Here is a 23,258-nt window from a genome sequence, read left to right as displayed (position 1 = left end):
GCGGAACCGCACAGCAGAATGGGGCTTCACAGATGGCAGACTCGACGGCGGAATCCGGACCGGAGACGGACGGCATGACGCCGGTCAAACCCGTTGAGGCGGAACTGCTCGTGGTGACGGGGATGTCGGGAGCCGGCCGGAGCACCGCCTCGGACGCCCTCGAGGACCACGGCTGGTACGTCGTGGAAAACCTTCCGCCGCAGATGCTCGGCACCCTGGCCGAAATCGTCTCCCATGCGCCAGGCTCCATCTCCAAGCTCGCCGTCGTGATGGATGTCCGCAGCAAGGACCTTTTCGCGGACATCCGCACCGCCCTGCGCAACCTTGAGGCGAGCGGCGCCACCTTCCGGGTGCTCTTCCTCGACGCCAACGACGACGTCCTGGTCCGCCGCTTCGAGCAGGGCCGGCGCCCCCACCCGCTGCAGGGCGGCGGCCGGATCCTCGACGGCATCGGGGCCGAACGCGAGCTGGTACGCGAACTCCGGGACTACGCCGACATCGTCCTGGACACGTCGGCGCTGAACGTCCACGGCCTCGCGACCGCCATCACGGAACTGTTCAGCGAAACCGGACCGGTGGCCCTGCGCCTGAACGTCATGAGCTTCGGCTTCAAGTACGGGCTTCCCGTCGATGCCAACTTCGTGGCCGACGCCCGCTTTATCCCCAACCCGCACTGGGTGCCGCAGCTGCGCCCCCACACCGGCATGGACAAGGACGTCAGCGACTACGTGCTGGAGGCCCAGGGCGTGAAGGAGTTCGTGGAGCGCTATGTCCTGGCCCTGGAGCCAGTCCTGGACGGCTACCGGCGCGAGAACAAGCATTACGCCACGATCGCCGTCGGCTGCACGGGCGGCAAGCACCGCTCGGTGGCGGTCGCCGTCGAGCTGTCCCGGCGGCTGGCGCAGTACCCGCGCGTCACCGTGACCACCACGCACCGCGACCTGGGCAGGGAATAATGGCGCTCCTCACCGGTCCGCTGCCCCTGGTCCCGCCGGCCAGCGCGGCGTTCGCCAGCCAGCAGGACAAGGGCCCCTCCGTCGTGGCCCTCGGCGGCGGCCACGGCCTGTCCGCCTCGCTGTCCGCCCTGCGCCTGCTCACCTCCGAACTGACCGCGATCGTCACCGTCGCGGACGACGGCGGTTCCTCCGGCCGGCTCCGCGAGGAGTACGGCGTCCTCCCGCCCGGAGACCTGCGCATGGCGCTGTCGGCGTTGTGCGACGACACGGACTGGGGCCGCACCTGGCGCGATGTCATGCAGCACCGCTTCAAGCCGGGAAAGGGCCGCGGCGGGTCCCTCGACGAGCACGCCATGGGGAACCTGCTGATCGTGACCCTGTGGGAGCTCCTGGGGGACACCGTGGCCGGCCTCAAATGGGCCGGCGCCCTGCTGGGCGCCCGCGGCGAGGTGCTGCCGATGTCCAGCGTCCCGCTGACCATCGAGGGCCAGGTCCGCGTCACGGCGCCGGACGGCACCTCGGTGCTGCAGACCCTGCGCGGGCAGGCGAAGTGCGCGGTGGCCGGGTCCCTGGAGCAAGTCCGGCTGCTGCCCGAGGACGCGCCGGCCTGCATCGAGGCGCTCACCGCGATCGAACTGGCCGACTGGGTGATCCTGGGCCCGGGCTCCTGGTACACGTCCGTGCTGCCGCACCTGCTGCTGCCGGAGATCCGCGAGGCGCTCTGCAACACGGCGGCCAGGCGCTGCCTCACGATGAACCTGGCCACGGACACCAAGGAGACCTCGGGCATGTCCGCGGCGGACCATCTGCGCGTGCTGCGGGAGTACGCGCCGGAGTTCAGCATCGACGTCGTCCTGGCGGATCCGGCGTCGGTGCCGGACCTGCCCGATTTCCAGCGGGCGGCCGCGATGCTGGGTGCCGAGGTCGTGTTGGGTAAAGTAGGGGCGTCGAGCCGCCGTCCGATCCACGACCCACTGCGTCTGGCAACGGCGTACCACGACATTTTCGGGAACAGTTAGGAAAGGTGCCATGGCACTGACAGCATCAGTCAAGGAAGAACTTTCCCGTCTGGATATCAAGAAGTCCTCGGTCCGCAAGGCCGAAGTGTCGGCGATGCTCCGCTTCGCCGGCGGCCTGCACATCATCTCCGGCCGGATCGTGATCGAAGCCGAAGTCGACCTCGCCTCCACCGCGCGCCGGCTACGCGCCGCCATCGCCGAGGTCTACGGGCACCAGAGCGAGATCATCGTCGTCTCCGGCGGCGGCCTGCGCCGCGGCAGCCGCTACGTCATCCGGGTGGTGCGCGACGGCGAAGCCCTCGCCCGCCAGACCGGCCTCCTCGACGCCCGGGGGCGTCCGGTCCGCGGCCTCCCCTCGGTGGTGGTCAACGGATCCGCCGCCGACGCCGAAGCAGTCTGGCGCGGCGCGTTCCTGGCGCACGGTTCCCTCACGGAGCCCGGCCGTTCCTCCGCGATGGAAGTCACCTGCCCCGGCCCCGAATCCGCCCTGGCCCTCGTCGGCGCTGCCCGCCGCATCGGCATCCAGGCGAAGGCCCGCGAGGTCAGGGGAGTGGACCGCGTCGTGATCCGCGACGGCGACACCATCGCCGCGCTGCTGACCCGGATGGGCGCCCACGACGCCCTGATGGTCTGGGAGGAACGCCGCATGCGCAAGGAAGTCCGCGCCACGGCCAACCGGCTCGCAAACTTCGACGACGCCAACCTGCGCCGCTCCGCGCAGGCCGCCGTCGCCGCCGGCGCCCGCGTTGACCGGGCCCTGGAGATCCTCGGCGACGACGTCCCCCGCCACCTCAAGTACGCCGGTGAGCTGCGGGTGGCCCACAAGCAGGCCAGCCTGGACGAGCTGGGCCGCCTCGCGGATCCGGTCATGACCAAGGACGCCATCGCCGGCCGGATCCGCCGGCTCCTGGCCATGGCGGACAAACGGGCACAGGACCTCGGCATCCCCGGCACGGAAGCCAATGTGACGCCGGAAATGCTCGACGACTGACCGCCCCCTAGAATCGACAAGAAACTTCCGGATGCCCAACCATCCGGATGCACAATCCGAGAGTTACCAACCCCGGACAGCCGTCCACGACATTGGAGGATTTTGTGACCGAGTACGTACTGCCAGACCTCGATTATGACTATGCAGCGCTGGAGCCCCACATTTCCGCGAGGATCATGGAGCTGCACCACAGCAAGCACCACGCCGCCTACGTGGCCGGCGCCAACAATGCCCTGAAGCAGCTGGCCGAGGCCCGCGAAAAGGGCGATTTCGCGAACATCAACCGGCTGTCCAAGGACCTGGCGTTCCACACCGGCGGCCACATCAACCACTCGGTGTTCTGGAAGAACCTCTCCCCGGACGGCGGCGACAAGCCTGAAGGCGAGCTGGCGGCCGCGATCGACGACGCGTTCGGCTCCTTCGACGCCTTCCGCGCCCAGTTCAGCGCGGCGGCACTGGGCCTGCAGGGCTCCGGCTGGGGCTTCCTGGCCTACGAGCCGATCGGCGGAAACCTCGTGATCGAGCAGCTCTACGACCAGCAGGGCAACGTGGCACTGGGCACCACCCCGCTGCTGATGCTGGACATGTGGGAGCACGCCTTCTACCTGGACTACGTCAACGTCAAGGCCGACTACGTCAAGGCCTTCTGGAACATCGTCAACTGGGCCGACGTCGCCAAGCGCTTCGACGCGGCCCGCAAAAACGCGAGCGGCCTCATTACCCTCTAAGGGTGATGCAGCGCACATCCGCCTGTAACAAACTTCACATTCGCGGCTTTTGACGCCGAATCGTGGAGGGTCTGCCCCCGCACTTGCGGGGGCAGACCCCGTTAAACGTAAGATAGGTCACGGAAGGCGGTTAGCCTTCAGCAATGTGGCTGGTCGCCCTCCGATCTGTTAATCATCTCTGCCCAATGGCGTGCGGGATCTGTTAGTTGGCTTGAACGCCCGACTCAACTAGTCGTGTTCGCAAGAGCACCAAGGAGACTGAAAACGTGACCACCCGTATTGGTATCAATGGCTTCGGCCGCATCGGCCGCAACTACTTCCGCGCCGCCCTCGCGCAAGGCGCGGACCTTGAGATCGTCGCTGTCAACGACCTCACCAGCCCGGAAGCCCTCGCCCACCTGCTCAAGTACGACTCCGTGGGCGGGCGCCTGGCGGAGTCCATCGAGGTCAAAGAGGGAAACCTCGTCGTCGGCGGCAGCATCATCAAGGTCCTCGCCGAGCGCGATCCGGCCAAGCTCCCGTGGGGTGAGCTCGGCGTCGACATCGTCATCGAGTCCACCGGCTTCTTCACCAAGGCTTCCGACGCGCAGAAGCACATCGACGCCGGCGCCAAAAAAGTGCTGATCTCGGCTCCGGCCTCGGACGAGGACATCACGATCGTGATGGGCGTCAACCACGGGCTGTACGACCCGGCCGCGCACCACATCATTTCCAACGCCTCGTGTACCACCAACTGCCTCGGCCCGCTGGCCAAGGTCATCAACGACACCTTCGGCATCGAACGCGGCCTGATGACCACCATCCACGCGTACACCGCCGACCAGAACCTGCAGGACGGCCCGCATAAGGACCTCCGCCGCGCCCGCGCCGCCGCCATCAACATGGTCCCCACCTCCACGGGTGCGGCCAAGGCAATCGGCCTGGTCCTGCCGGAGCTCAAGGGCAAGCTGGACGGCTACGCCATCCGCGTCCCGGTCCCGACCGGTTCGGCCACGGACCTGACCGTCACGGTCTCCCGCGAGACCACCGTCGCGGAAGTCAACGCGGCGCTCAAGGCGGCATCCGAGTCGAAGGAGCTCAAAGGCTTCCTGACCTACACCGAGGACCCGATCGTCTCCTCGGACATCGTCGGGGACCCCGCGTCGTCCATTTTTGACTCCGGCCTGACAAAGGTGATCGGCAACCAGGTCAAGGTTGTTGCCTGGTATGACAACGAATGGGGTTACTCCAACCGTCTTGTGGACCTCACGGAGCTCGTCGCAGCCAAGCTGGGCTAGGGTAAGACACATGACATTCCACACCCTCGACGAACTGATCGCTGATGGTGTCCGCGGGCGGTACGTTCTGGTCAGAAGTGACCTGAACGTGCCGCTCGACGGCTCTACAGTGACTGACGATGGCCGCATCAAGGCCTCCCTGCCAGTGCTGGCGAAGCTGACGGACGCCGGTGCCCGTGTGCTGGTCACAGCACACCTCGGCCGCCCCAAGGGCGCCCCCGAGGACAAGTACTCGCTCCGGCCCGCCGTCGCGCGGCTGGCCGAACTCGCCCCGTTCAAGGTTTCCCGCGCGGAAGACACTGCCGGTGCGTCGGCGAAGGAACTCGCCGCCGGACTGCAGGACGGCGAAGCCGTCGTGCTGGAGAACGTGCGGTTCGATGCCCGTGAGACGTCCAAGGACGACGCCGAACGCGGCGCCTTCGCGGACGAACTGGTGGCGCTGACGGGCTCCAACGGGGCGTTCGTGGACGACGCCTTCGGCGCCGTGCACCGCAAGCATGCCAGCGTCTACGACGTCGCCACCCGGCTGCCGTCCTACCAGGGGGATCTGGTGCGCACCGAGGTGGAGGTGCTGCGCAAGCTCACCACGGACACCCAGCGCCCCTACGCCGTCGTGCTCGGCGGCTCCAAGGTCTCGGACAAGCTCGCCGTCATCGACAACCTGATCGGCAAGGCTGACACGATCCTGGTGGGCGGCGGCATGCTGTTCACCTTCCTCGCAGCCGCCGGCCATAAGGTCGCCGGAAGCCTGCTGGAAGCAGACCAGATCCCTGTCGTCCAGGACTACCTCAAGCGGGCCGCGGACGCCGGGACCGAATTCGTGGTGCCCACCGACGTCGTGGTGGCCAGCAGGTTCGCCGCCGACGCCGACCACGAGACGGTCCGTGCCGACGCGATCGAAGGCAGCAGTTTCGGCGCCCAGGGCATCGGACTGGACATCGGGCCGGAATCGGCAGCGGCCTTCGCGGACCGGATCAAGGGCGCCAAAACGGTGTTCTGGAACGGCCCCATGGGCGTGTTCGAGTTCGCCGCCTTCGCCGCCGGCACCCGGGCCATCGCCCAGGCGCTCACGGAGACCGGGGCGTTCACCGTCGTGGGCGGCGGCGACTCCGCCGCAGCGGTCCGGACCCTCGGCTTCGCCGATGACCAGTTCGGCCACATCTCCACCGGCGGCGGCGCCAGCCTCGAGTACCTCGAAGGCAAGGAACTTCCGGGCCTGAGCGTCCTGGACCGCTAAGTCCACCGGCCGGCAGGGTGCCTCCACAACGATGGGGGCGCCCTGCCGGCTGTCCACCGCACGGGCGGTTCCATCCCCACACCTTTTTGCAAGCATTCCGGTAGCAGCATTCCTGACCGGCACCTTATGGAGATCACGTGACAACGTCAACCAACGGCACCTTCGACCGCACGCCCTTCATCGCAGGCAACTGGAAGATGAACATGGACCATGTCCAGGGCATCACCCTCCTGCAGAAGCTGGCCTGGACCCTGTCCGACGCCAAGCACGACTACAGCCGGGTGGAGGTCGCCGTCTTCCCGCCGTTCACGGATCTCCGCGGCGTCCAGACGCTGGTCCAGGGCGACGAGCTGAAGCTTGTCTACGGCGGCCAGGACCTCTCCCAGTTCGACTCCGGCGCCTACACCGGCGACATCTCCGGACAGTTCCTGGGCAAGCTCGGCTGCACGTACGTCCTCGTCGGCCACAGCGAACGCCGCACCATCCACAACGAGTCCGACGGCGTGCTCAACGCCAAGGCCAAGGCCGCGTTCCGCCACGGCCTCACCCCCATCCTGTGCGTCGGCGAAGGCCTCGAAATCCGCCAGGCCGGAACCCACGTCGAACATACGCTCGCCCAGCTGCGTGCCGGCGTCGAGGGCCTCACCGCCGGGCAGGCCGCCGGACTGGTCGTCGCGTACGAGCCCGTCTGGGCCATCGGCACCGGCGAAGTCGCGGGCCCCCAGGACGCCCAGGAAATGTGCGCCGCCCTCCGCGCCGAGCTCTCCTCCCTCTTCGGCGCGGACATTGCCGGCAAGACCCGCCTCCTCTACGGCGGTTCGGTCAAGGCCAACAACGCCGCCTCCATCCTCAAGGAACGCGACGTGGACGGACTGCTGGTCGGCGGTGCCAGCCTGGACGCCGCCGAGTTTGCTAATATTGTCAGGTTCGAGAGTCACCTGTTGACGGATTAGTCCGGACACAGCGTGGCCCCCGCAATCCAAATCTTCTGAAAGGCCGTCGTGGACGTTCTTCATGTGATCCTCCAGGTGCTCCTGGGCATCACCAGCCTCCTGCTGACCCTGCTCATCCTGCTGCATAAGGGACGTGGAGGCGGCCTGTCCGACATGTTCGGCGGCGGCATGAGCTCCGGGTTGAGCTCCTCCGGCGTTGCCGAGCGGAACCTCAACCGGTTCACGATCATCCTGGGCATCACCTGGGGCGTGGTCATCATCGGACTGGGCCTGCTCATGCGGTTCAGCACCGGCGGCGATTCCTAGGAGGACGCTGATTAATCCGGCACCTTAAGGCGCGCCTTCGGGCGGATGCCCGGGGATGGTTAAGACTTGGTGCATGCAGGGTCGTGATGATGGTCAGCGTCAGCTTTTGGATGTCGATGCTCTGGCGGGGCATATGCTCCCGGCCGGGTCGGTGTTCAGGTTTCTCGCCGAGCACCGGCACGAACTGTTCCCGGATGACGCGTTCGCGGACCTGTTTGCCTCCGGTCGGGGCCGCCCGTCGACCCCGGCGGACGTGATCGCTTCGGTCATGGTCCTGCAGACCCTGCACAATCTTTCGGACCGGGAAACGGCCGAGGCCTTGACGTTTGACCTGCGGTGGAAGGCGGCGTGCGGGTTCGGCCTGGATCAGGGCGCGTTCCACCCGACGGTGTTAACGTATTGGCGCCGGCGCCTGGCGGAAAGTGACCGTCCGCACCGGATTTTCGAGGCCGTCAGGGAGGTCATCGCCGGCTCGGGTGCGCTCTCCGGGCGCAGGCGCCGGGCCATTGATTCGACAATCCTTGAGGACGCGGTGGCCCGGCAGGACACGGTCACCCAGCTGATCGCGCAGATCCGCCGGGTCGGCCGGGAAATCCCCGGCGCGGACCTGGTGGTAGCGGGTCTGGCCGGCCATGATTATGCCAAACCGGGAAAACCGGATATCGCCTGGGATGACAAGGGTGCCCGTGATGATCTCGTATCACGGCTGGTCACAGACGCGCTGGTGCTGCTGTCGACCATTGATGCGGAGTCCCTCGAGGAGGCGCAGCAGGAAACGGTGGCGTTGCTGGCCTTGGTTGCCGGGCAGGACGTCGAGCCGGCCGAAGGGTCCGATGGCACGGACGGGCGGTGGAGAATCGCCCGCAAGGTCGCCCCGGACCGGGTCATCTCCACCGTTGACCCGGAAGCCCGGCACGCGCATAAGAGCCGGCAGAAGAAGATCGACGGGTTCAAAAGCCACATCGTGATCGAGCCCGAGACCGGCCTGGTCACCGCCGCGGCCCTGACGAAAGCGGCCGGCCCGGACAACAGCGACGCGGCCCGCGGTGCCGAACTCATTGCCGCCGACACCAGCATCGGAAACGGACAGGTCGACGTTTTGGGTGATTCGGCGTATGGCAGCGGTGATTTGCTGGCCGCTCTCACGGCCGCCGGGCACGCCCCGATCATCAAACCGATGCCCCTTGGCCGTGCCGTCCCCGACGGGTTCACCGTCGATGACTTCACCATCGACGATGCCGCGAACACCGTGACGTGTCCGGCGAAGATCACCCGCCCGATCAGTGCGAAAGGACGGGCAAGTTTCGGCAGTGCCTGCCCGTCGTGCCCCTTGATGGAGCAGTGCACGACGGCGAAGACCGGGCGGAAAATGCTGATCCACCCCCACGACCGGCTCCGCCGTGAACACCGGGCCAAGGCTACTGACCCGGAGTTCCTGGCGGACTACCGGCAACACCGGCCCATGGTCGAACGCTCGATCGCGTGGATGACCCGCGGAGCCAGACGCGTCCCTTACCGCGGGGTCACCAAGAATAATGCCTGGTGGATCACCCATGCTGCCGCAATCAACCTCAAACGACTCCTCAACCTCGGATTGACCGGCCGGAACGGGACGTGGGCACTTGGATAACACCCCGGACCAGGACCGCCACGCAGAGACCGGCCTGAACGGCGGCCAGAAGCCCCGCGAGCGCCCAGGACCGGCGACGGACCAGGATTTCAGCCCCGCAGCGCCCCAACCGGCGTCCGGCTCCGGCGCAAAAAATGGCCCTCCGGAAAACCCGGGCGTCATAGATCCGCCTAAATCAGCAGGCTCCTAGGCATTTCTTCCAAAACTTCATACAGCCGCTGCGGCGGCACTCCCGGCATCGGGAACTCCGAACTAGACTGTCGCTGATGGCCTGCACCATTCCACCAGCTACGTAGCCAGGAGTTCCCGATGCTGCATTCTGCTTCCGGATTCAAGGGTGTCCGTGTAGGAGCCACCCAGGGGGCATCGCCCGGGCGCGAGCCGCTGAAGGGCACGGTCCTGCGCCAGCCCCGGATCCAAGTCGCTTACCGGTGCTCGAAGGGCCACGAGACGGCGCTGGTGTTCGCCCGGCTGCCCGAGGACCAGATCCCCGGCGTCTGGGACTGCCGCCGCTGCGGCGGTACGGCCACGCGCGACGAGGCGCAGTTCGCCCTTGAGGACATTCCCGGCGAGGGCTACAAAAGCCATCTGGAGTACGTTAAGGAACGGCGCTCCAGCCAGGACGCCGAAGACGCGCTGGCCGGAGCGCTCGAGCGGCTACGCGCCCGAGGGACCCTTCCGGACGAGCTGCTCCGGGACCCGTGAGGCGGCGTTTTCGTCGATCAGCCACAGCGTCTGGTTCCGGCCGCGCGGGCCCGCCGCGGGAACCTGCACCGGATTGGCTCCGGCCAGGGCCAGCCCCACGGCGCCGGCCTTGTCATCACCGGCCACCACCATCCAGACTTCCGCGGCCGTGTTGATCGCCGGCAGCGTCAGCGAGACCCTGCCGGGCGGGGGCTTGGGCGAATTCCGGACCCCCACCACCGTGAGTTCCTTCTCCCGGATGCCGGCCTGCTCGGGGAACAGGGACGCCACATGGGCGTCCGGGCCCACGCCCAGCAGGACGATGTCGAAGCGGGGGAGCCGGCCCGGGTTCTCCGTGCGCCCGTCGGACATGTCCGCGGCGTGCTCGGCGGCGGCCGCCTCGACGAGCCGCCGGGCGTAGTCGGCGGCGGCCTCCTCGGGCGTGTCAAAGTCATCGGCTGATCCCGGCTCATGGACCCGGGCCGGGTCCACGTCGATGTGCGAGAGCAGCGCCTCGGACGCCTGCCGGGCGTTGCGGTCGGCGTCGTCCGCGGCCAGGAAGCGCTCATCACCCCACCAGAAATTCACCTTGGACCAGTTGACGGCGGGCGCCGCCGGTGACTGGGCCACGGCCTTGAGCGAGCCGATTCCCACCGAGCCCCCGGTCAGCACCACCGTTGCCTCGCCGTGTTTGTCCTGGATGTCCACCAGCTTGGTGATCAGCCGGGCCGCGATCGCAGCCAGGAGGACGGTCGAGTCAGGATGGATGCTTACTCTGGGGTCAGCGCTCACTGGGACGGACACTCCTTAGGTTGGTACGTGGCAGTCCAATGGTAATCACTTCGCCGAACACCTCGTCGGGGTCGAGCCGGCGCAGTTCTTCGGCCAGGCAGTCCTTGAGGCTGCGGCGCGGCAGGGAGATCCGCTGCGCGGGCTGCCCGGGCTGGGTCAGTTCCGCGACGGTGAGGCCGGGCCGGAACAGCTGGATGTCGCCGCTGCTCCGGGACAGGCGCACGCGCCGGATCCCGGTGCCGGCGGGGTCCGCGACGATCGTGACGGGAGCGTCCAGGGCCATGGTGAGCCAGGCGGCGAGCAAGATGGTGCTGGGGGAGTCGGAGGCGCCTTCGACGGCGACGGCCGTGACGGGGGAGCCGTCGGCCTGGTCCAGGACTGCGGCGAGCTGGATGCGCCAGTTGGTCAGGCGCGTCCAGGCCAGGTCCGTGTCGCCGGCCTTGTAGGTTTGTCGGATGGTGTCCAGTGCCGCCTGGGGGTCGGCCTCGTTGGCCGAGTCCGTGATCCGGCGGTGCGCGATACGCCCGATGGAGGTCTGGCAGGCGTTGTCCGGGGCGCCGTGCGGCCACCACGCCACGATCGGGGCGTCCGGCAGCAGCAGGGCCGCGACGAGGGATTCGCTTTCCCGGGCGAGTTCACCGTAGCCGCGGAGCAGGATCACCTCGGAGGCGCCGGCGTCCCCGCCGACGCGGATCTGGGCGTCCAGCCGCGTCGGGGCCGAGGCGCCGGCGTCGGCGAGCACGATGATCCGGCAGGGGTGCTCCCGGCTGGCCTCGTTGGCGGCCTCGATGGCCTCCTCTTCCAGCCCCGATTTGGTCACGACCACAAGGGTCAGGACCCGGCCCAAGGCGATCACGCCGCCCGCCTCGCGCAGGGCCATGATCTTCTTGGAGATCTTCGAGGTCGTGGTGTCGGGCAGGTCTACGATCATGGCCTTCTCCAGGTTCGTCCGTCACGGGTCAGCAGCTCGTCGGCGGAGGCGGGGCCCCAGCTGCCGGGGGCGTAGGGTTCGGGCTGTCCGGGCAGCGAGGCCCAGTAGTCCTCGAAGGGGTCCAGGATCTTCCAGGACAGTTCCACTTCCGCGTGGCGGGGGAACAGCGGCGGTTCGCCGAGCAGCACATCCAGGATGAGCCGTTCGTAGGCCTCCGGGCTGGATTCGGTGAAGGAGTGGCCGTAGCCGAAGTCCATCGTGACGTCGCGGACTTCCATCTGGGTGCCCGGGACCTTGGACCCGAAGCGGATGGTGGCGCCCTCGTCGGGCTGGACCCGGATCACCACGGCGTTCTGGCCGAAGTCGTCCTCGGCGTGGTCACGGAACAGCAGGTTCGGTGCCCGCTTGAATACCACCGCGATCTCCGTCACCCGGCGGCCGAGCCGCTTGCCGGCACGGAGGTAGAACGGCACCCCGGACCAGCGGCGGGTGTGGATGTCCACCCGGATCGCGGCGAACGTCTCGGTGGTCGAATCGGCCGGAATGCCGTCCTCCTCCAGGTAACCGAGCACCTGCTCGCCGCCCTGCCAGCCGCCGGCGAACTGCCCGCGGGCCGAGTGGGCGGACAGGTCCTCGGGGAGCCGGACCGCGGCGAGGACTTTTTCCTTCTCCGCGCGCAGGTCATCGGCGTTGAAGGAAATGGGTTCCTCCATCGCGGTCAGCGCGAGCAGCTGCAGGAGGTGGTTCTGGATGACGTCGCGGGCCGCGCCCACGCCGTCGTAGTACCCGGCGCGGCCGCCGGTGCCGATGTCCTCGGCCATGGTGATCTGGACGTGGTCCACATAGTTCGCGTTCCACAACGGCTCGAACAGCTGGTTCGCAAAACGCAGCGCCAGGATGTTCTGCACCGTCTCCTTGCCCAGATAATGGTCGATCCGGAACACCGCGTCCGGCGGGAAGACCGACTCGACGATGTCGTTCAGCTGCCGGGCCGATGCCAGGTCATGCCCGAACGGCTTCTCGATCACCACCCGCCGCCACTTATCCCCCTCGGCCTGGGCCAGGCCGTGCTTCGAGAGCTGCCGGCAGACCAGTTCGAAGGCCTTCGGCGGGATCGACAGGTAGAACGCGTGGTTCCCCCGCGTTCCCCGGGTTTCGTCGAGTTCCTTGATCGTGTCGCCGAGCCGCTCGAAGGCGGCGTCGTCGTCGAACTCGCCCTGGACGAACCGGATGCCCTGGGACAGCTGCTTCCACACCATGTCATCGAACGGGGTGCGGGCGTAGGCCCGGACCGCGGCCTCGACCTCGGCGGCGAAGTCCTCGTTGTCCCAGTCCCGCCGGGCAAAGCCGACCAGGGCGAAGCTCGGGGGCAGCAGCCCCCGGTTCGCCAGGTCGTACACGGCGGGCATGAGCTTCTTGCGGGCAAGGTCGCCCGTGACCCCGAAGAGGACCAGGGACGACGGACCGGCGATACGGTTCAGCCGCCGGTCGCGCGGATCCCGGAGCGGATTACGCCCTGATTGTCCGGAACGCGTCCCGGGCCGGCTGGCGTTCTGGGTTTCTGGCATGGTGGGGTGCGTGCCTTAGCTTTCGGGGGTGGGCGCTGCCTGGCCGGCCAGCGTCGTGACGAGGTCCTGCAGCTGCTTGACGCCGGCCGCCCGGTCCGTGAGGTGCAGCCGGAGGACGGGCCGGCCGTGTTCGGACAGGACCTGGGCGTCCCCGGCGGCCTGTGCCGAGATCAGCTCCCCGAAGGTGAAGGGGCGGTCCGGGATCGCGAGATCCGTTGGTGACGCGGCGGTGACCTGCAGGAAGGCGCCGATGGCCGGTCCGCCCTTGTGGAACTGCCCGGTGGAGTGCAGGAAGCGCGGGCCCCAGCCGAAGGTGACGGGCCGGCCCGTGATGGCGGCCAGCTGGTCCCGGACGCCTTCCAGCGGGGCGTACGCGAGGCGGTCCAGGTAGGCCTGGACGCTGAGGTAGCCGTCCGGCCCGAGTTCGGCGAGCAGGGCGCTGACCGCTTCCGCTGCGGTGGCCGGGCTGCCGAGCCAGTCGCCGCCGCGGACCTCGATGGCGCCGTCGGTGAAGGCCGCCGGCACCGGTTCCGGCTGGGCGTCGAGCAGGCCGCGGGCGGCCACCTTGGCGGCCTCGACGTCGGGCTGGTCGAAGGGGTTGATGCCGAGCAGGCGCCCGGCGACGGCGGTGGCGAATTCCCACGCCATCATCTGGGTGGGCAGGCCGCCGGCGATCGCGACCTCGTGTTCGCCAAGCTCGATGTCGGCGTCCGCGGCGACGAGCCGGATGACCAGCACATCCGGTGCGCCGAGGGTGGCCTCCGGCGAGGCCGGCCCGGCGACGACCGGCAGCACGCCGGTGCCCAGCTTGCCCGTTGATTCGGCGATGAGCTGCTCGGCCCAGTCCGCGAAGCCCACGATCCCCGAGCCGTCCTCGGCGATCACGATCTTGTTGCGCAGCGGGTTGGTGCCGCCCAGGGCGGCGCCCAGGGCGAGGCCGATGTTCTCGCCGGAGTCATCGTTGAGGACCTCGGCGGCTTCTTCGGCCTCGTCCAGGAAGGCCTGGATGTCGACGCCGGCCAGGCCGCAGGGGACGAGCCCGAACGCGGTGAGGGCGGAGTAGCGTCCGCCGACGTTCGGGTCCGCGTTGAACACGGCACGGTAGCCTGCCTCGCGGGACGCGTTATCCAGCGGCGACCCCGGATCCGTGACGATGATGATCCGGCTCTTCGCGTCGACACCGGCTTCGGTGAAGGCGTGCTCGAAGATCCGCCGCTGGGAATCCGTTTCCAGGGTGGAGCCGGACTTCGAGGACACCACGATGGCCGTCTCCGTGAGCCGGTCCGCCAGGGCGGCGGCGACCTGTTCGGGGTCGGTGCTGTCCAGCACCGTCAGGTCGACGCCGGCGGTCCCGGCGATGACCTCGGGGGCCAGGGACGAGCCGCCCATGCCGCAGAGGACGATCCGGGTGACGCCCTCGTTCCGCAGCGCGTCGCGGAGCGCGAGGATGTCAGCCACGAGCGGCGCGGAGACGGTGGCCGCCTCCACCCAGCCGAGCCGGACGGAGGCCTCAGCCTCGGCGTCGGGACCCCACAGGGTGGCGTCCTTGGCGAAGATCCGGGTGGCGACCTTGTCCTCGAGCAGGGCGGGCAGGTGCTGGTCGAGCGCCTGGCGGGCTGCGCCGGAGGCGTCGTAGCTGAGAGTCGTCATGTGGTTCAGGCGTCCTTCCGTGCGGCGGCAAGGGCTGCCTCGACGTCGCCCAGCAGTTCCTTCCAGCTGGCGACGAACTTGTCCAGGCCCTCGGACTCGAGCACCGCGACAACGTCGTTGTACGAGATGCCGAGCGCGTCGAGGGCGTTGAGGGTGGCGTTCGCGTCGTCGTAGCCGCGGGTGATGGTGTTCCCCGTGACGGCACCGTGGTCGAACGTCGCGTCCAGGGTCTTCTCCGGCATGGTGTTCACGACGCCGGGGGCGACGAGTTCCGTGACGTACAGGGTGTCCGGGTACGCCGGATCCTTCACGCCGGTGGAGGCCCACAGCGGGCGCTGGGGGAGGGCGCCGGCGTCGGCGAGCAGGCCCCAGCGTTCGGTGGAGAAGAGCTCCTCGTAGATCTGGTACGCCAGGCGGGCGTTGGCGACGCCGGCCTTGCCCTTCAGGGCGCGGGCCTCGTCGGTGCCGATCGCGTCGAGCCGCTTGTCGATTTCGGTGTCCACGCGGGAGACGAAGAAGGATGCCACGGAGTGGATCCTGGAGAGGTCGTGGCCGTTCTCCTTGGCCTGCTCGAGGCCGCCCTGGAAGGCGTTGATGACGGCGCGGTACCGCTCGAGGGAGAAGATCAGGGTCACGTTCACGCTGATGCCGGCCGACAGGGTGGCGGTGATGGCTTCGAGGCCTTCAATGGTGGCGGGGATCTTGATGTGGACGTTTTCCTTGTTGACCTGGCCGTACAGTTCCTTGGCCTCGGTGATGGTGGCGGCGGTGTCCCAGGCGAGACGGGGGTCCACCTCGATGGAAACGCGGCCGTCGACGCCCTTCGTGGCGGCGGCCACCGGGGCGAAGAGATCGCAGGCATCGGCGACGTCGGCCGTCGTGATCGCGAAGACAGCCTCCTCGACGCCGGCACCGGCTGCTGCCAGTTCCTTGATCTTGGCGTCGTAGTCGTGGCCGGTGGTGATGGCGGCGTGGAAGATGCTCGGGTTCGTGGTGACGCCGACGACGTTCTTCTCTTCGATCAGCTTGCGCAGGCTGCCGGTGTTAAGGCGGTTGCGGGAGAGGTCATCGAGCCAGATGGAGACACCGGCGTCGGACAGCTGCTGGGTGGGGGTGGTAGTCATTTCACAACTCCTGGAAGTCTGGGTCCTTGAACGTGAGTCCGTGGGCCCGCGGGGGGATCGGGTGGATCAGGCCGTGAGGGTGGCGAGGGATTCCTTGGCGGCGGCGGTGACGGCTTCGGCGGTGATGCCGAATTCCTGGAAGAGCCGCTTGTAGTCGGCCGAGGCGCCGAAGTGCTCGAGGCTGATGGAACGGCCGGCGTCGCCGACGAATTCCTTCCAGCCCAGGGCGAGCCCGGCTTCGACCGAGACGCGTGCCTTGACCGCGGCGGGCAGGACCGCTTCGCGGTAGGCGGCGTCCTGCTTGTTGAACCATTCCACGCAGGGCATGGACACGACCCGGGTCGGGATGCCTTCGGCCTGCAGGGCTTCGCGGGCATGGACGGCGAGCTGGACCTCGGAGCCGGTGCCGATCAGGATGACCCGGGCTTCGGCGGTCCTGCCGTCCTTCGATGCCTCGGCGAGGACGTAGCCGCCCCTGGCGACGCCGGAAACCGAGCCGAAGGTGTCGCCGTCGGCGTCGCCGGTGCCGCGGGCGTAGGTGGGGATGTTCTGGCGGGTCAGCACGATGCCGGCGGGGTTCCCGTGGTTTTCGAGCATGACCTTCCAGGCTGCGGCGACCTCGTTGGCGTCGCCGGGGCGGACGACGTCCAGGCCCGGGATGGCGCGGAGGCTGGCGAGCTGCTCCACCGGCTGGTGGGTGGGGCCGTCCTCGCCGAGGCCGATGGAGTCGTGCGTCCAGACGTACAGGGACGGGACGCCCATCAGGGCGCCGAGGCGGATGGCCGGGCGCTGGTAGTCGCTGAAGATCAGGAACGTGCCGGAGAACGCCCGGGTCGCCCCGTGCAGGCTGATGCCGTTCACGATCGCCGCCGCGGCGTGCTCGCGGATGCCGAAGTGCAGCACCCGGCCGTAGGGGTTGCCCTTCCAGGCGTCCGTCTGCTTGGACGCGGGAACGAACGAGGCCGATCCTTCGATGGTGGTGTTGTTGGACTCGGCGAGGTCGGCGGAGCCGCCCCACAGCTCCGGCATGACCGGGCCCATGGCGTTCAGGACCTTGCCGGAGGCGGCGCGGGTGGAGACGTCCTTGCCGGCCGGGAAGACCGGCAGCGCGGCGTCGAGCCCGGCCGGAAGCTTGCGGGCCTCGACACGTTCCAGCAGCGCGGCACCCTCGGGGTTGCCGGCCTGCCAGGCCTCGAAGCTCTCCTGCCATGCGCGGCGGGTGTCCGCGCCGCGTTCCTGCACTGCCCGGGTGTGGGCGAGGACGTCGTCGTCGACCTGGAAAGCCCGCTCCGGGTCGAACCCGAGGATCTCCTTGACGCCCTTGACTTCCTCGGCGCCGAGCGCGGAGCCGTGGATCTTGCCGGTGTTCTGCTTCTTCGGTGCCGGGTAGCCGATGATGGTGCGCAGCGAGATGATGGACGGCTTGCCCGTCTCCGCCCTGGCGGCGACGAGGGCGGCGTGCAGTTCCTGCACGTCCTCCTTGTACTCCCCCGTCCTGGTCCAGTCCACGCGCCGGGTGTGCCAGCCGTAGGCCTCGTAGCGGGCCAGGACGTCCTCGGTGAAGGCGATGTCGGTGTCGTCCTCGATGGAGATGTGGTTCTCGTCGTAGATGACCACGAGGTTCCCGAGCTCCTGGTGCCCGGCGAGGGAGGAGGCCTCGGAGGTGACGCCTTCCTGCAGGTCGCCGTCGGAGGCGATCACCCAGATGGTGTGGTCGAACGGGCTGGCGCCCGGCGCGGCGTCGGCGTCGAACAGGCCGCGCATCCGGCGCTGGGAGTACGCGAACCCGACGGCGGAGGCCAGGCCCTGGCCCAGCGGGCCGGTGGTGATCTCCACGCCGGCGGTGTGCCGGTATTCCGGGTGGCCCGGGGTCAGCGAGCCCCAGGTCCGCAGCGCCTCCAGGTCCTTCAGCTCCAGGCCGTAGCCGGAGAGGAACAGCTGGATGTACAGCGTGAGCGAGGTGTGGCCGGGGGACAGGATGAACCGGTCCCGTCCCAGCCAGTCCGGGTTCGCCGGGTCATGCCGCATCATCTTCTGGAAGAGGAGGTACGCGGCCGGAGCCAGGCTCATCGCGGTGCCGGGGTGGCCGTTGCCGACCTTCTCCACCGCGTCCGCGGCCAGCACGCGGACAGTGTCCACCGCGCGCTGGTCCAAGGTGGTCCATGACAGTTCTTGCTCTTCCAAATGTGGCACGAAAACCGGGCCCCTCTCTGTGCTGACGGCGAGTGGTACGGCCGGTCCTGCCCCGGGCACAGTTCGGTGCCCGCTGCGGTTCGTACCAGCCGTTCACCATCGAAACGTTGATCTATCATTCAGTCGCACGCGCAAAGGCACATGTGCACATGCAGGGCCGCCGATTCCGGCAATCGCCCGTGTGCGCTGATCTGCAGATAGCTTAGCCCTTTTCCACTATCCGGGCAGCGCATATCTCACCTATTGGACCGGATTTTCGCTTATATGAATCACTGACCGCCGCGGCTGCGGTGAGCCCGCGTTAACCTGGCGGAATCACGGCACCCGTCTCCCGTTGTCCTGCGGACGGTTCTCCCGGCTGTTATGCGGGCGGTCATGCGGGCTGTCATGCGGCTCCGCCGGCTGCGGCACCACGGTATGATGGGTGGTGGCTTCCGACGGCGGCGAGGACACCCGCGCGCAGTGAGCGTGGACGCCCGGCCGCTGCGAAACCAGCCGGACTGAACAGCCAGACAGAACAGAGTGACTGCCACCGTGAGCACAACAGATACGCCGCTGAACGCCTCCCCTGTCCCGGGAAGAACCGGCTTCGCCCGCAAAGCCAAGGCGTATCTGGCGCTGACAAAACCCCGGGTCATCGAACTCCTGCTGGTCAGCACGCTGCCCACCATGATCTACGCGCAGCGCGGCTTCCCCTCGGTCGGGCTGATCTTGGCGACGCTCGTGGGCGGGGCCTTCGCGGCCGGCAGCGCCGGTGCCTTCAACTGCTACCTGGACCGCGACATCGACAAGCTCATGCACCGCACCGAGAACCGGCCGCTGGTCACCGGCGAGGTCACGCCGCGCGAAGCCCTCGTCTTCTCCTGGCTGCTGGGCGCCGCGGCAATCGCGATCCTCTGGTTCGGCGCCAATCCGCTCTCGGCCTGGCTGGGGCTCGGCGCCATCGTCTTCTACGTCGTCATCTACACGATGATCCTCAAGCGCCGCACCGCCCAGAACATCGTCTGGGGCGGAGCCGCCGGCTGCTTCCCCGTGCTGATTGCCTGGGCCGCCGTGACCAACACGGTTGAGTGGCCCGCCGTCGTGCTGTTCATGGTGATCTTCCTGTGGACGCCGCCGCACTACTGGCCGCTCTCCATGCGCTACGGCGAGGACTACCGCAACGCCAACGTGCCGATGCTCGGGGCGATCGCCGGCGCCAAGGTGGTCTCGGTGCAGGTGGTCCTTTACGCGTGGGCCATGGTGGCGTGCTCGCTGCTGCTGGTTCCGGCCGGCGGCGCGGGCTGGGTCTACACCGTCACCGCCGTCGCCGCCGGTGCCTGGTTCCTCTACGAATCCCACGCGCTGCACACCCGCGCCCAGGGCGGGGACGTCTCCGACAAGGGCGCCATGAAGGTCTTCCACGGCTCCATCAGCTACCTGACGTTGCTGTTCATCGCCCTGGCCGTGGACCCGTTCGTGGGTCCGGCCGTCATGGGCCGCTAGCGGTCCTCCGCCGTCCCCGGGACGCTGGCGACGCGAAACCCGCCCCACGAGGCGCCGCGCCGGAGGCCCGGGCCACAAGGTTCCGCACCGAAACCATTGACGCTCCCGCAGATCCTGCCTATTGCGGATCCGCCGCAGCGCCCCGCCGTCGCCCTTCCCGGTTCCCGCGCCGGGCCTTGCGGATCCGCCAGACCACGACGGCGGCCAGGGCGGCCAGCACGACGCCGGCGGTGACGTCCCGCCCGGCGGCCTTCGCCACGGCCTCGTAGGAATTGCCGGCAAAGAACCCGAGCAGGACACAGCCGGCCCCCCAGACCAGGCCCCCGGCGGCATTGAAGGCCAGGAACCGCGGATAGTGCATCCGTGAGCTCCCGGCCAGCGCCGGCATGACGGCCCGGAAAAAGGCCACGAAGCGGCCGAGGAAGACGGCGGATCCGCCGCGGCGCCGCAGGAAGTCCTGGGCCGCCTCCAGTTTCGCCCGGCGTTTCCGCAGGGCCCGGGAATCAAGGAAGCGCGGCCCGAGGTGCTTGCCCACCTCGTAGCCGACGGTGTCGCCGGTCACCGCGGCCAGGACCACGACCAGCATCATGGCCCAGAGGGCGGCCTCCCCGCGGCTGGCGACCACGCCGCCCAGGACCGCGGCGGTCTCGCCCGGGATCAGGAATCCGATGAAGAGGGCGTCCTCGGCGAAGACCAGGCATCCCACGATCGTGAAGGCCAGGCCGGGGCTGATGTTCAGCACGCCTTCCAGGAACGCGTTCACCGTCAGCGCCCTCCTCTGCCCATGGCTCCGGGTCCGGGGCCGGGCCCGGCGGCCGTGCCGCGGCAGTGCTGCCTCAGCGGCCGTCCGCCGGCTACCAGGCTATTTCACAAATCTATTCCACCGGGCTGGAACGGGCGAGGTCTGCGGTGTTGGTCGCGGCGCTCATCAGCAGTGCGGCGCCGAGCATGTGGGCCCCGACGAGCAACGCCGGGATGCCGTTGTAATACTGGGTGAAGCCGATGGCGGCCTGCAGCACGGTGACGCCGAGCAGCAGGAACACGGCGGTGCGGAACGGTCCCGCAATCCGGCCGCGGAGCACCAGGAACACGCCGAACAGCGCCCCGGCGGTGACCAGGTAGGCCGGCACGGCATGGATGTGCGAGAAAAGGTCCCAGTCCAGGTCGTTGCGCGGCGCATCGGCGTCGCCCGCGTGGGGGCCCGCCCCGGTCACGACGACACCGAGGCACACCGCCACGGCGGAGATGAGCGCGACGGCGGCCATCACCGGACGCGCGGCGCCCGGCAGTGCCGGCAGCGGCTGTTCCCGGAACCTGCCGGTCCGGCCGTAGGCCCGGTTGACGAGCAGCGTGGCGAGGACCACGAGCGCCATGGAGACCAGGAAGTGCAGTCCCACCACCCACGGGTTGAGTCCGGTGAGCACCGTGATGCCGCCGAGGACGGCCTGGGCCGGGATGCTCGCGAGCAGGCCGAAGGCGAGCAGGAAGAGGTCGCGGCGTTCCCTGCGGAGATTCCAGAGGTACACCAGCATCATCACCGCGACGACGGCGAGGGCGAACGTGAGCAGCCGGTTCCCGAATTCGATGAATCCGTGGATGCCCATTTCCGGGGTGTTGACGAGGGAAGTGTCGGTGCAGCGCGGCCACGTGGGGCAGCCCAGGCCCGAGGCGGTGAGCCGGACGGCGCCGCCGGTCACGACGAGGACGGTCTGGCCGGTCAGGGACAGCACCGCCAGCCGTTTCACCGTCTTGTCGACGGTCAGGGGCAACCGGGACGTGATCCGGGAGACGATCCGGGGAGGGCGGGACGCCGTGCTCACAGTTTTCTCAATTCCACTTGAACCAACGGGTTGCTGCGCCGCCGGCAAGCGCCGTCCAGAGCAGCAGGACAATGACGGAACCGGCGTTGATGCTGCCGTGCAGGAAGGCATCCCTCAGCGCCTGTCCGAGCGCGCCCGAAGGCAGGAAATGCACCACGGCCTGGGCGAGGGCGGGCAGCCGTTCGGAGGGGATGACGATGCCGCCGAGGGCCCCGAGCAGGATCCACAGCAGGTTGGTGATCGCCAGCGTCGCCTCCGGCCGGACGGTGCCTGCCACGAGCAGCCCCAGCGCCGTGAAGGACGCAGCGCCCAGCACCAGCAGCGCCAGCCCGGGCAGCCAGCCCAGCGGGTCCGGCCGCCAGCCCAGCGGCAGGGCCACGGCGGTGACCACGAGGACCTGCAGGAGCAGGACCGCCAGCACGGCGAGCACCTTGCCGGCGATGAGTCCGGTGCGGCCCAGCGGGGTCGTGGAGAGGAAACGGAGGACGCCGTACCGGCGGTCAAAGCCGGTGGAGATGCCCTGGCCCGTGAAGGCGGTGGACATGGCGCAGAGGGCCAGGATGCCCGGGACGGCGACGTTGATCCGGCTGGCACCGAGCCCGTCCAGCAGCGGCGTCACGGTCAGCCCCACCATGGCCAGCAGCGGCAGGACGACGGCGAGGATCAGCTGTTCGCCGTTCCGCAGCATCGTGATGGTCTCGTACCGGCCCTGCAGCAGGATCCGGCGCAGGAGCGGGGCCGGGGCACCGCCCGGTGACGGGCTGCCCGGTGAGGTGGTGTCCGCTGAAGAACGGCCAGGGACGGGGTTCATCGGATTTCCCTTCCGGAGATGTCCAGGAAGACGTCTTCCAGGCTGCGGGCCTCGAGGCTCATGGAGCCGGGCATGATGCCGCGCGCCGCCCACCAGGCGGTGAGGGCGGCCAGATCGGCCGGGGTGAGGGCGCCGGTGGCCGCGTAGCTTCCGGCGCGGGATTCCTTGACGTCGACGGCGTCGGGCAGCACGCCGGTGAAGTCCAGTCCCGGGTCGGCGTCGAACAGGAGGGTCCTGACGTGCTGTTCGCCGGCACCGGGCTGCAGCTCGTGCGCCAGCAGCTGCGCCACGGTGCCCTCGGCCACGTTCCGGCCGGCGTCGATGATGTAGACGTAGTCGGCGAGGCGCTGGGCGTCGTCCATGAGGTGGGTGGTGAGGATGATCCCCATGCCGCGGTCGCGGAGTTCGGCGATGAGCTCGAACACGAGCTGGCGTGACTGCGGGTCCAGGCCGGCGCTCGGTTCGTCCAGGAAGAGCACCTCGGGGTTGCCGGCCAGGGCCGCGGCGAGGGCGAGCCGCTGCTTCTGCCCGCCGGACAGGCGGCGGACCGAGGTCCGGCTGAAGCTGTCGATGCCCAGGCGCCGGATCAGGTCCGCCACCGGCCACGGGTCCTGGTACATGCCGGCGATGTGCTCAAGCAGCGGAACCGGGCGGGCCGACGGCGGGAGCCCGCCGTCCTGGAGCATCACGCCGACGCGTGCCCGGAGTCCGGCGCCGGCCGTATCCGGATCCTGGCCGAGCAGGCTGATGCTGCCGGCGGTGCGTTTCTGCAGGCCCTGGGCGCACTCGATGGTGGTCGTCTTGCCGGCACCGTTGGCCCCCAGCAGCGCGGTGATCTGCCCGCGTTCGGCAACGAGGGAAATGCCGCTGACCACCCGCAGCATCTTGCCGTCGAGGGTGGGCAGTGGACCTACATCCTTGACTAGCCCGCTGATGGACAGGACGGGGGATTCGGGGGATCGCACCAAAGCATTCTACGTGATGTAGTACGCGGCAGGCCGGGGCCGGGGGCCGCGGCCGAATTTCCCGCGTCGCTTCCCGCCGCTCTTCCCGGCCGCTCTTCCGGCGGAAGGAGGGAAGCCATGCCTTACTGGATCGCGGGA

At 68.8% G+C, this 23,258-nt stretch carries 21 protein-coding genes; 11 read left to right on the top strand and 10 right to left on the bottom strand.

The window, feature by feature from the left end; all coding sequences use genetic code 11:
* Window positions 1–32: 32 nt before the first annotated feature.
* The 10 genes from rapZ (at window position 33) to ACQCSZ_RS09050 (ending at window position 9,802) form a co-directional block, all read left to right on the top strand.
* Window positions 33–956, top strand: a complete 924-nt coding sequence (gene rapZ, locus ACQCSZ_RS09095; RefSeq protein WP_427007686.1) for an RNase adapter RapZ — start codon at window positions 33–35, stop codon at window positions 954–956.
* A complete protein-coding gene (locus ACQCSZ_RS09090; protein ID WP_427007685.1) occupies window positions 956–1,975 on the top strand; it encodes a gluconeogenesis factor YvcK family protein in 1,020 nt (339 codons plus the stop codon). Before rapZ ends, ACQCSZ_RS09090 begins: the two co-directional genes overlap by 1 nt.
* A gap of 10 nt (window positions 1,976–1,985) precedes the next feature.
* Complete coding sequence (gene whiA / locus ACQCSZ_RS09085) at window positions 1,986–2,966, top strand: DNA-binding protein WhiA (RefSeq protein ID WP_427007684.1); 981 nt, start codon at window positions 1,986–1,988, stop codon at window positions 2,964–2,966.
* 104 nt (window positions 2,967–3,070) lie between these two features.
* Window positions 3,071–3,694, top strand: coding sequence for a superoxide dismutase (locus ACQCSZ_RS09080; RefSeq protein WP_427007683.1), 624 nt, complete (start codon window positions 3,071–3,073; stop codon window positions 3,692–3,694).
* A 266-nt stretch (window positions 3,695–3,960) separates the two neighbouring features.
* Window positions 3,961–4,971 carry a type I glyceraldehyde-3-phosphate dehydrogenase gene (gene gap / locus ACQCSZ_RS09075; RefSeq protein WP_427007682.1) on the top strand — a complete coding sequence of 337 codons (1,011 nt, stop codon included), beginning with the start codon at window positions 3,961–3,963 and terminating at the stop codon, window positions 4,969–4,971.
* Window positions 4,972–4,981: 10 nt separating this feature from the next.
* Window positions 4,982–6,208 (top strand): phosphoglycerate kinase, encoded by a 1,227-nt coding sequence (locus ACQCSZ_RS09070; RefSeq protein ID WP_427007681.1) that lies wholly within the window; start codon window positions 4,982–4,984, stop codon window positions 6,206–6,208.
* A 137-nt stretch (window positions 6,209–6,345) separates the two neighbouring features.
* Window positions 6,346–7,161 carry a triose-phosphate isomerase gene (gene tpiA / locus ACQCSZ_RS09065; protein ID WP_427007680.1) on the top strand — a complete coding sequence of 272 codons (816 nt, stop codon included), beginning with the start codon at window positions 6,346–6,348 and terminating at the stop codon, window positions 7,159–7,161.
* 48 nt (window positions 7,162–7,209) lie between these two features.
* A complete protein-coding gene (gene secG, locus ACQCSZ_RS09060; RefSeq protein WP_427007679.1) occupies window positions 7,210–7,467 on the top strand; it encodes a preprotein translocase subunit SecG in 258 nt (85 codons plus the stop codon).
* A 73-nt stretch (window positions 7,468–7,540) separates the two neighbouring features.
* Window positions 7,541–9,097 (top strand): IS1182 family transposase, encoded by a 1,557-nt coding sequence (locus tag ACQCSZ_RS09055; RefSeq protein WP_427007678.1) that lies wholly within the window; start codon window positions 7,541–7,543, stop codon window positions 9,095–9,097.
* A 309-nt stretch (window positions 9,098–9,406) separates the two neighbouring features.
* The gene (locus ACQCSZ_RS09050; RefSeq protein ID WP_427007677.1) at window positions 9,407–9,802 is read left to right on the top strand and encodes an RNA polymerase-binding protein RbpA; all 396 of its coding nucleotides are present in this window, start codon (window positions 9,407–9,409) and stop codon (window positions 9,800–9,802) included.
* Here the strand turns inward: ACQCSZ_RS09050 and pgl are convergent.
* The 6 genes from pgl to tkt form a co-directional block, all read right to left on the bottom strand.
* The gene (gene pgl, locus ACQCSZ_RS09045; protein ID WP_427007676.1) at window positions 9,755–10,573 is read right to left on the bottom strand and encodes a 6-phosphogluconolactonase; all 819 of its coding nucleotides are present in this window, start codon (window positions 10,571–10,573) and stop codon (window positions 9,755–9,757) included. The genes ACQCSZ_RS09050 and pgl overlap by 48 nt on opposite strands.
* Window positions 10,563–11,504, bottom strand: coding sequence for a glucose-6-phosphate dehydrogenase assembly protein OpcA (locus ACQCSZ_RS09040; protein ID WP_427007675.1), 942 nt, complete (start codon window positions 11,502–11,504; stop codon window positions 10,563–10,565). The genes pgl and ACQCSZ_RS09040 overlap by 11 nt, the downstream gene beginning before the upstream one ends.
* Window positions 11,501–13,072 (bottom strand): glucose-6-phosphate dehydrogenase, encoded by a 1,572-nt coding sequence (gene zwf, locus ACQCSZ_RS09035; protein ID WP_427007674.1) that lies wholly within the window; start codon window positions 13,070–13,072, stop codon window positions 11,501–11,503. The genes ACQCSZ_RS09040 and zwf overlap by 4 nt, the downstream gene beginning before the upstream one ends.
* Window positions 13,073–13,087: 15 nt before the next feature.
* Window positions 13,088–14,722, bottom strand: a complete 1,635-nt coding sequence (locus tag ACQCSZ_RS09030; protein ID WP_427007673.1) for a glucose-6-phosphate isomerase — start codon at window positions 14,720–14,722, stop codon at window positions 13,088–13,090.
* Between the two features lie 5 nt (window positions 14,723–14,727).
* Entirely contained in the window at window positions 14,728–15,846 is a 1,119-nt protein-coding gene (tal, locus tag ACQCSZ_RS09025; RefSeq protein WP_427007672.1) for a transaldolase, read from the bottom strand.
* A 66-nt stretch (window positions 15,847–15,912) separates the two neighbouring features.
* Window positions 15,913–18,030, bottom strand: a complete 2,118-nt coding sequence (gene tkt, locus ACQCSZ_RS09020; RefSeq protein WP_427008291.1) for a transketolase — start codon at window positions 18,028–18,030, stop codon at window positions 15,913–15,915.
* A gap of 531 nt (window positions 18,031–18,561) precedes the next feature.
* Between tkt and ACQCSZ_RS09015 the strand changes: the two genes are divergently transcribed.
* Window positions 18,562–19,524 (top strand): heme o synthase, encoded by a 963-nt coding sequence (locus tag ACQCSZ_RS09015; RefSeq protein WP_427007671.1) that lies wholly within the window; start codon window positions 18,562–18,564, stop codon window positions 19,522–19,524.
* A 118-nt stretch (window positions 19,525–19,642) separates the two neighbouring features.
* Here the strand turns inward: ACQCSZ_RS09015 and ACQCSZ_RS09010 are convergent, their stop codons facing one another.
* The 4 genes from ACQCSZ_RS09010 to ACQCSZ_RS08995 all read right to left on the bottom strand — a co-directional run bounded on the left by ACQCSZ_RS09010 (window position 19,643) and on the right by ACQCSZ_RS08995 (window position 23,120).
* Complete coding sequence (locus ACQCSZ_RS09010) at window positions 19,643–20,287, bottom strand: DedA family protein (protein WP_427007670.1); 645 nt, start codon at window positions 20,285–20,287, stop codon at window positions 19,643–19,645.
* A 112-nt stretch (window positions 20,288–20,399) separates the two neighbouring features.
* On the bottom strand, window positions 20,400–21,344 hold the full coding sequence (locus ACQCSZ_RS09005) for a COX15/CtaA family protein (RefSeq protein ID WP_427007669.1): 945 nt from the start codon (window positions 21,342–21,344) through the stop codon (window positions 20,400–20,402).
* A gap of 7 nt (window positions 21,345–21,351) precedes the next feature.
* Window positions 21,352–22,155: an ABC transporter permease gene (locus ACQCSZ_RS09000; RefSeq protein WP_427007668.1), complete on the bottom strand. Its 804-nt coding sequence runs from the start codon at window positions 22,153–22,155 to the stop codon at window positions 21,352–21,354.
* A complete protein-coding gene (locus tag ACQCSZ_RS08995) occupies window positions 22,152–23,120 on the bottom strand; it encodes an ABC transporter ATP-binding protein (protein ID WP_427007667.1) in 969 nt (322 codons plus the stop codon). The genes ACQCSZ_RS09000 and ACQCSZ_RS08995 overlap by 4 nt, the downstream gene beginning before the upstream one ends.
* Window positions 23,121–23,258 lie beyond the last annotated feature (138 nt).

It is taken from the genome of Pseudarthrobacter sp. H2, from assembly GCF_050157045.1.
In the GTDB taxonomy this organism is placed as follows: domain Bacteria; phylum Actinomycetota; class Actinomycetes; order Actinomycetales; family Micrococcaceae; genus Arthrobacter.
Note: the sequence above shows the minus strand (reverse complement) of the source record. Positions and strands in the feature narration are given on the sequence as shown.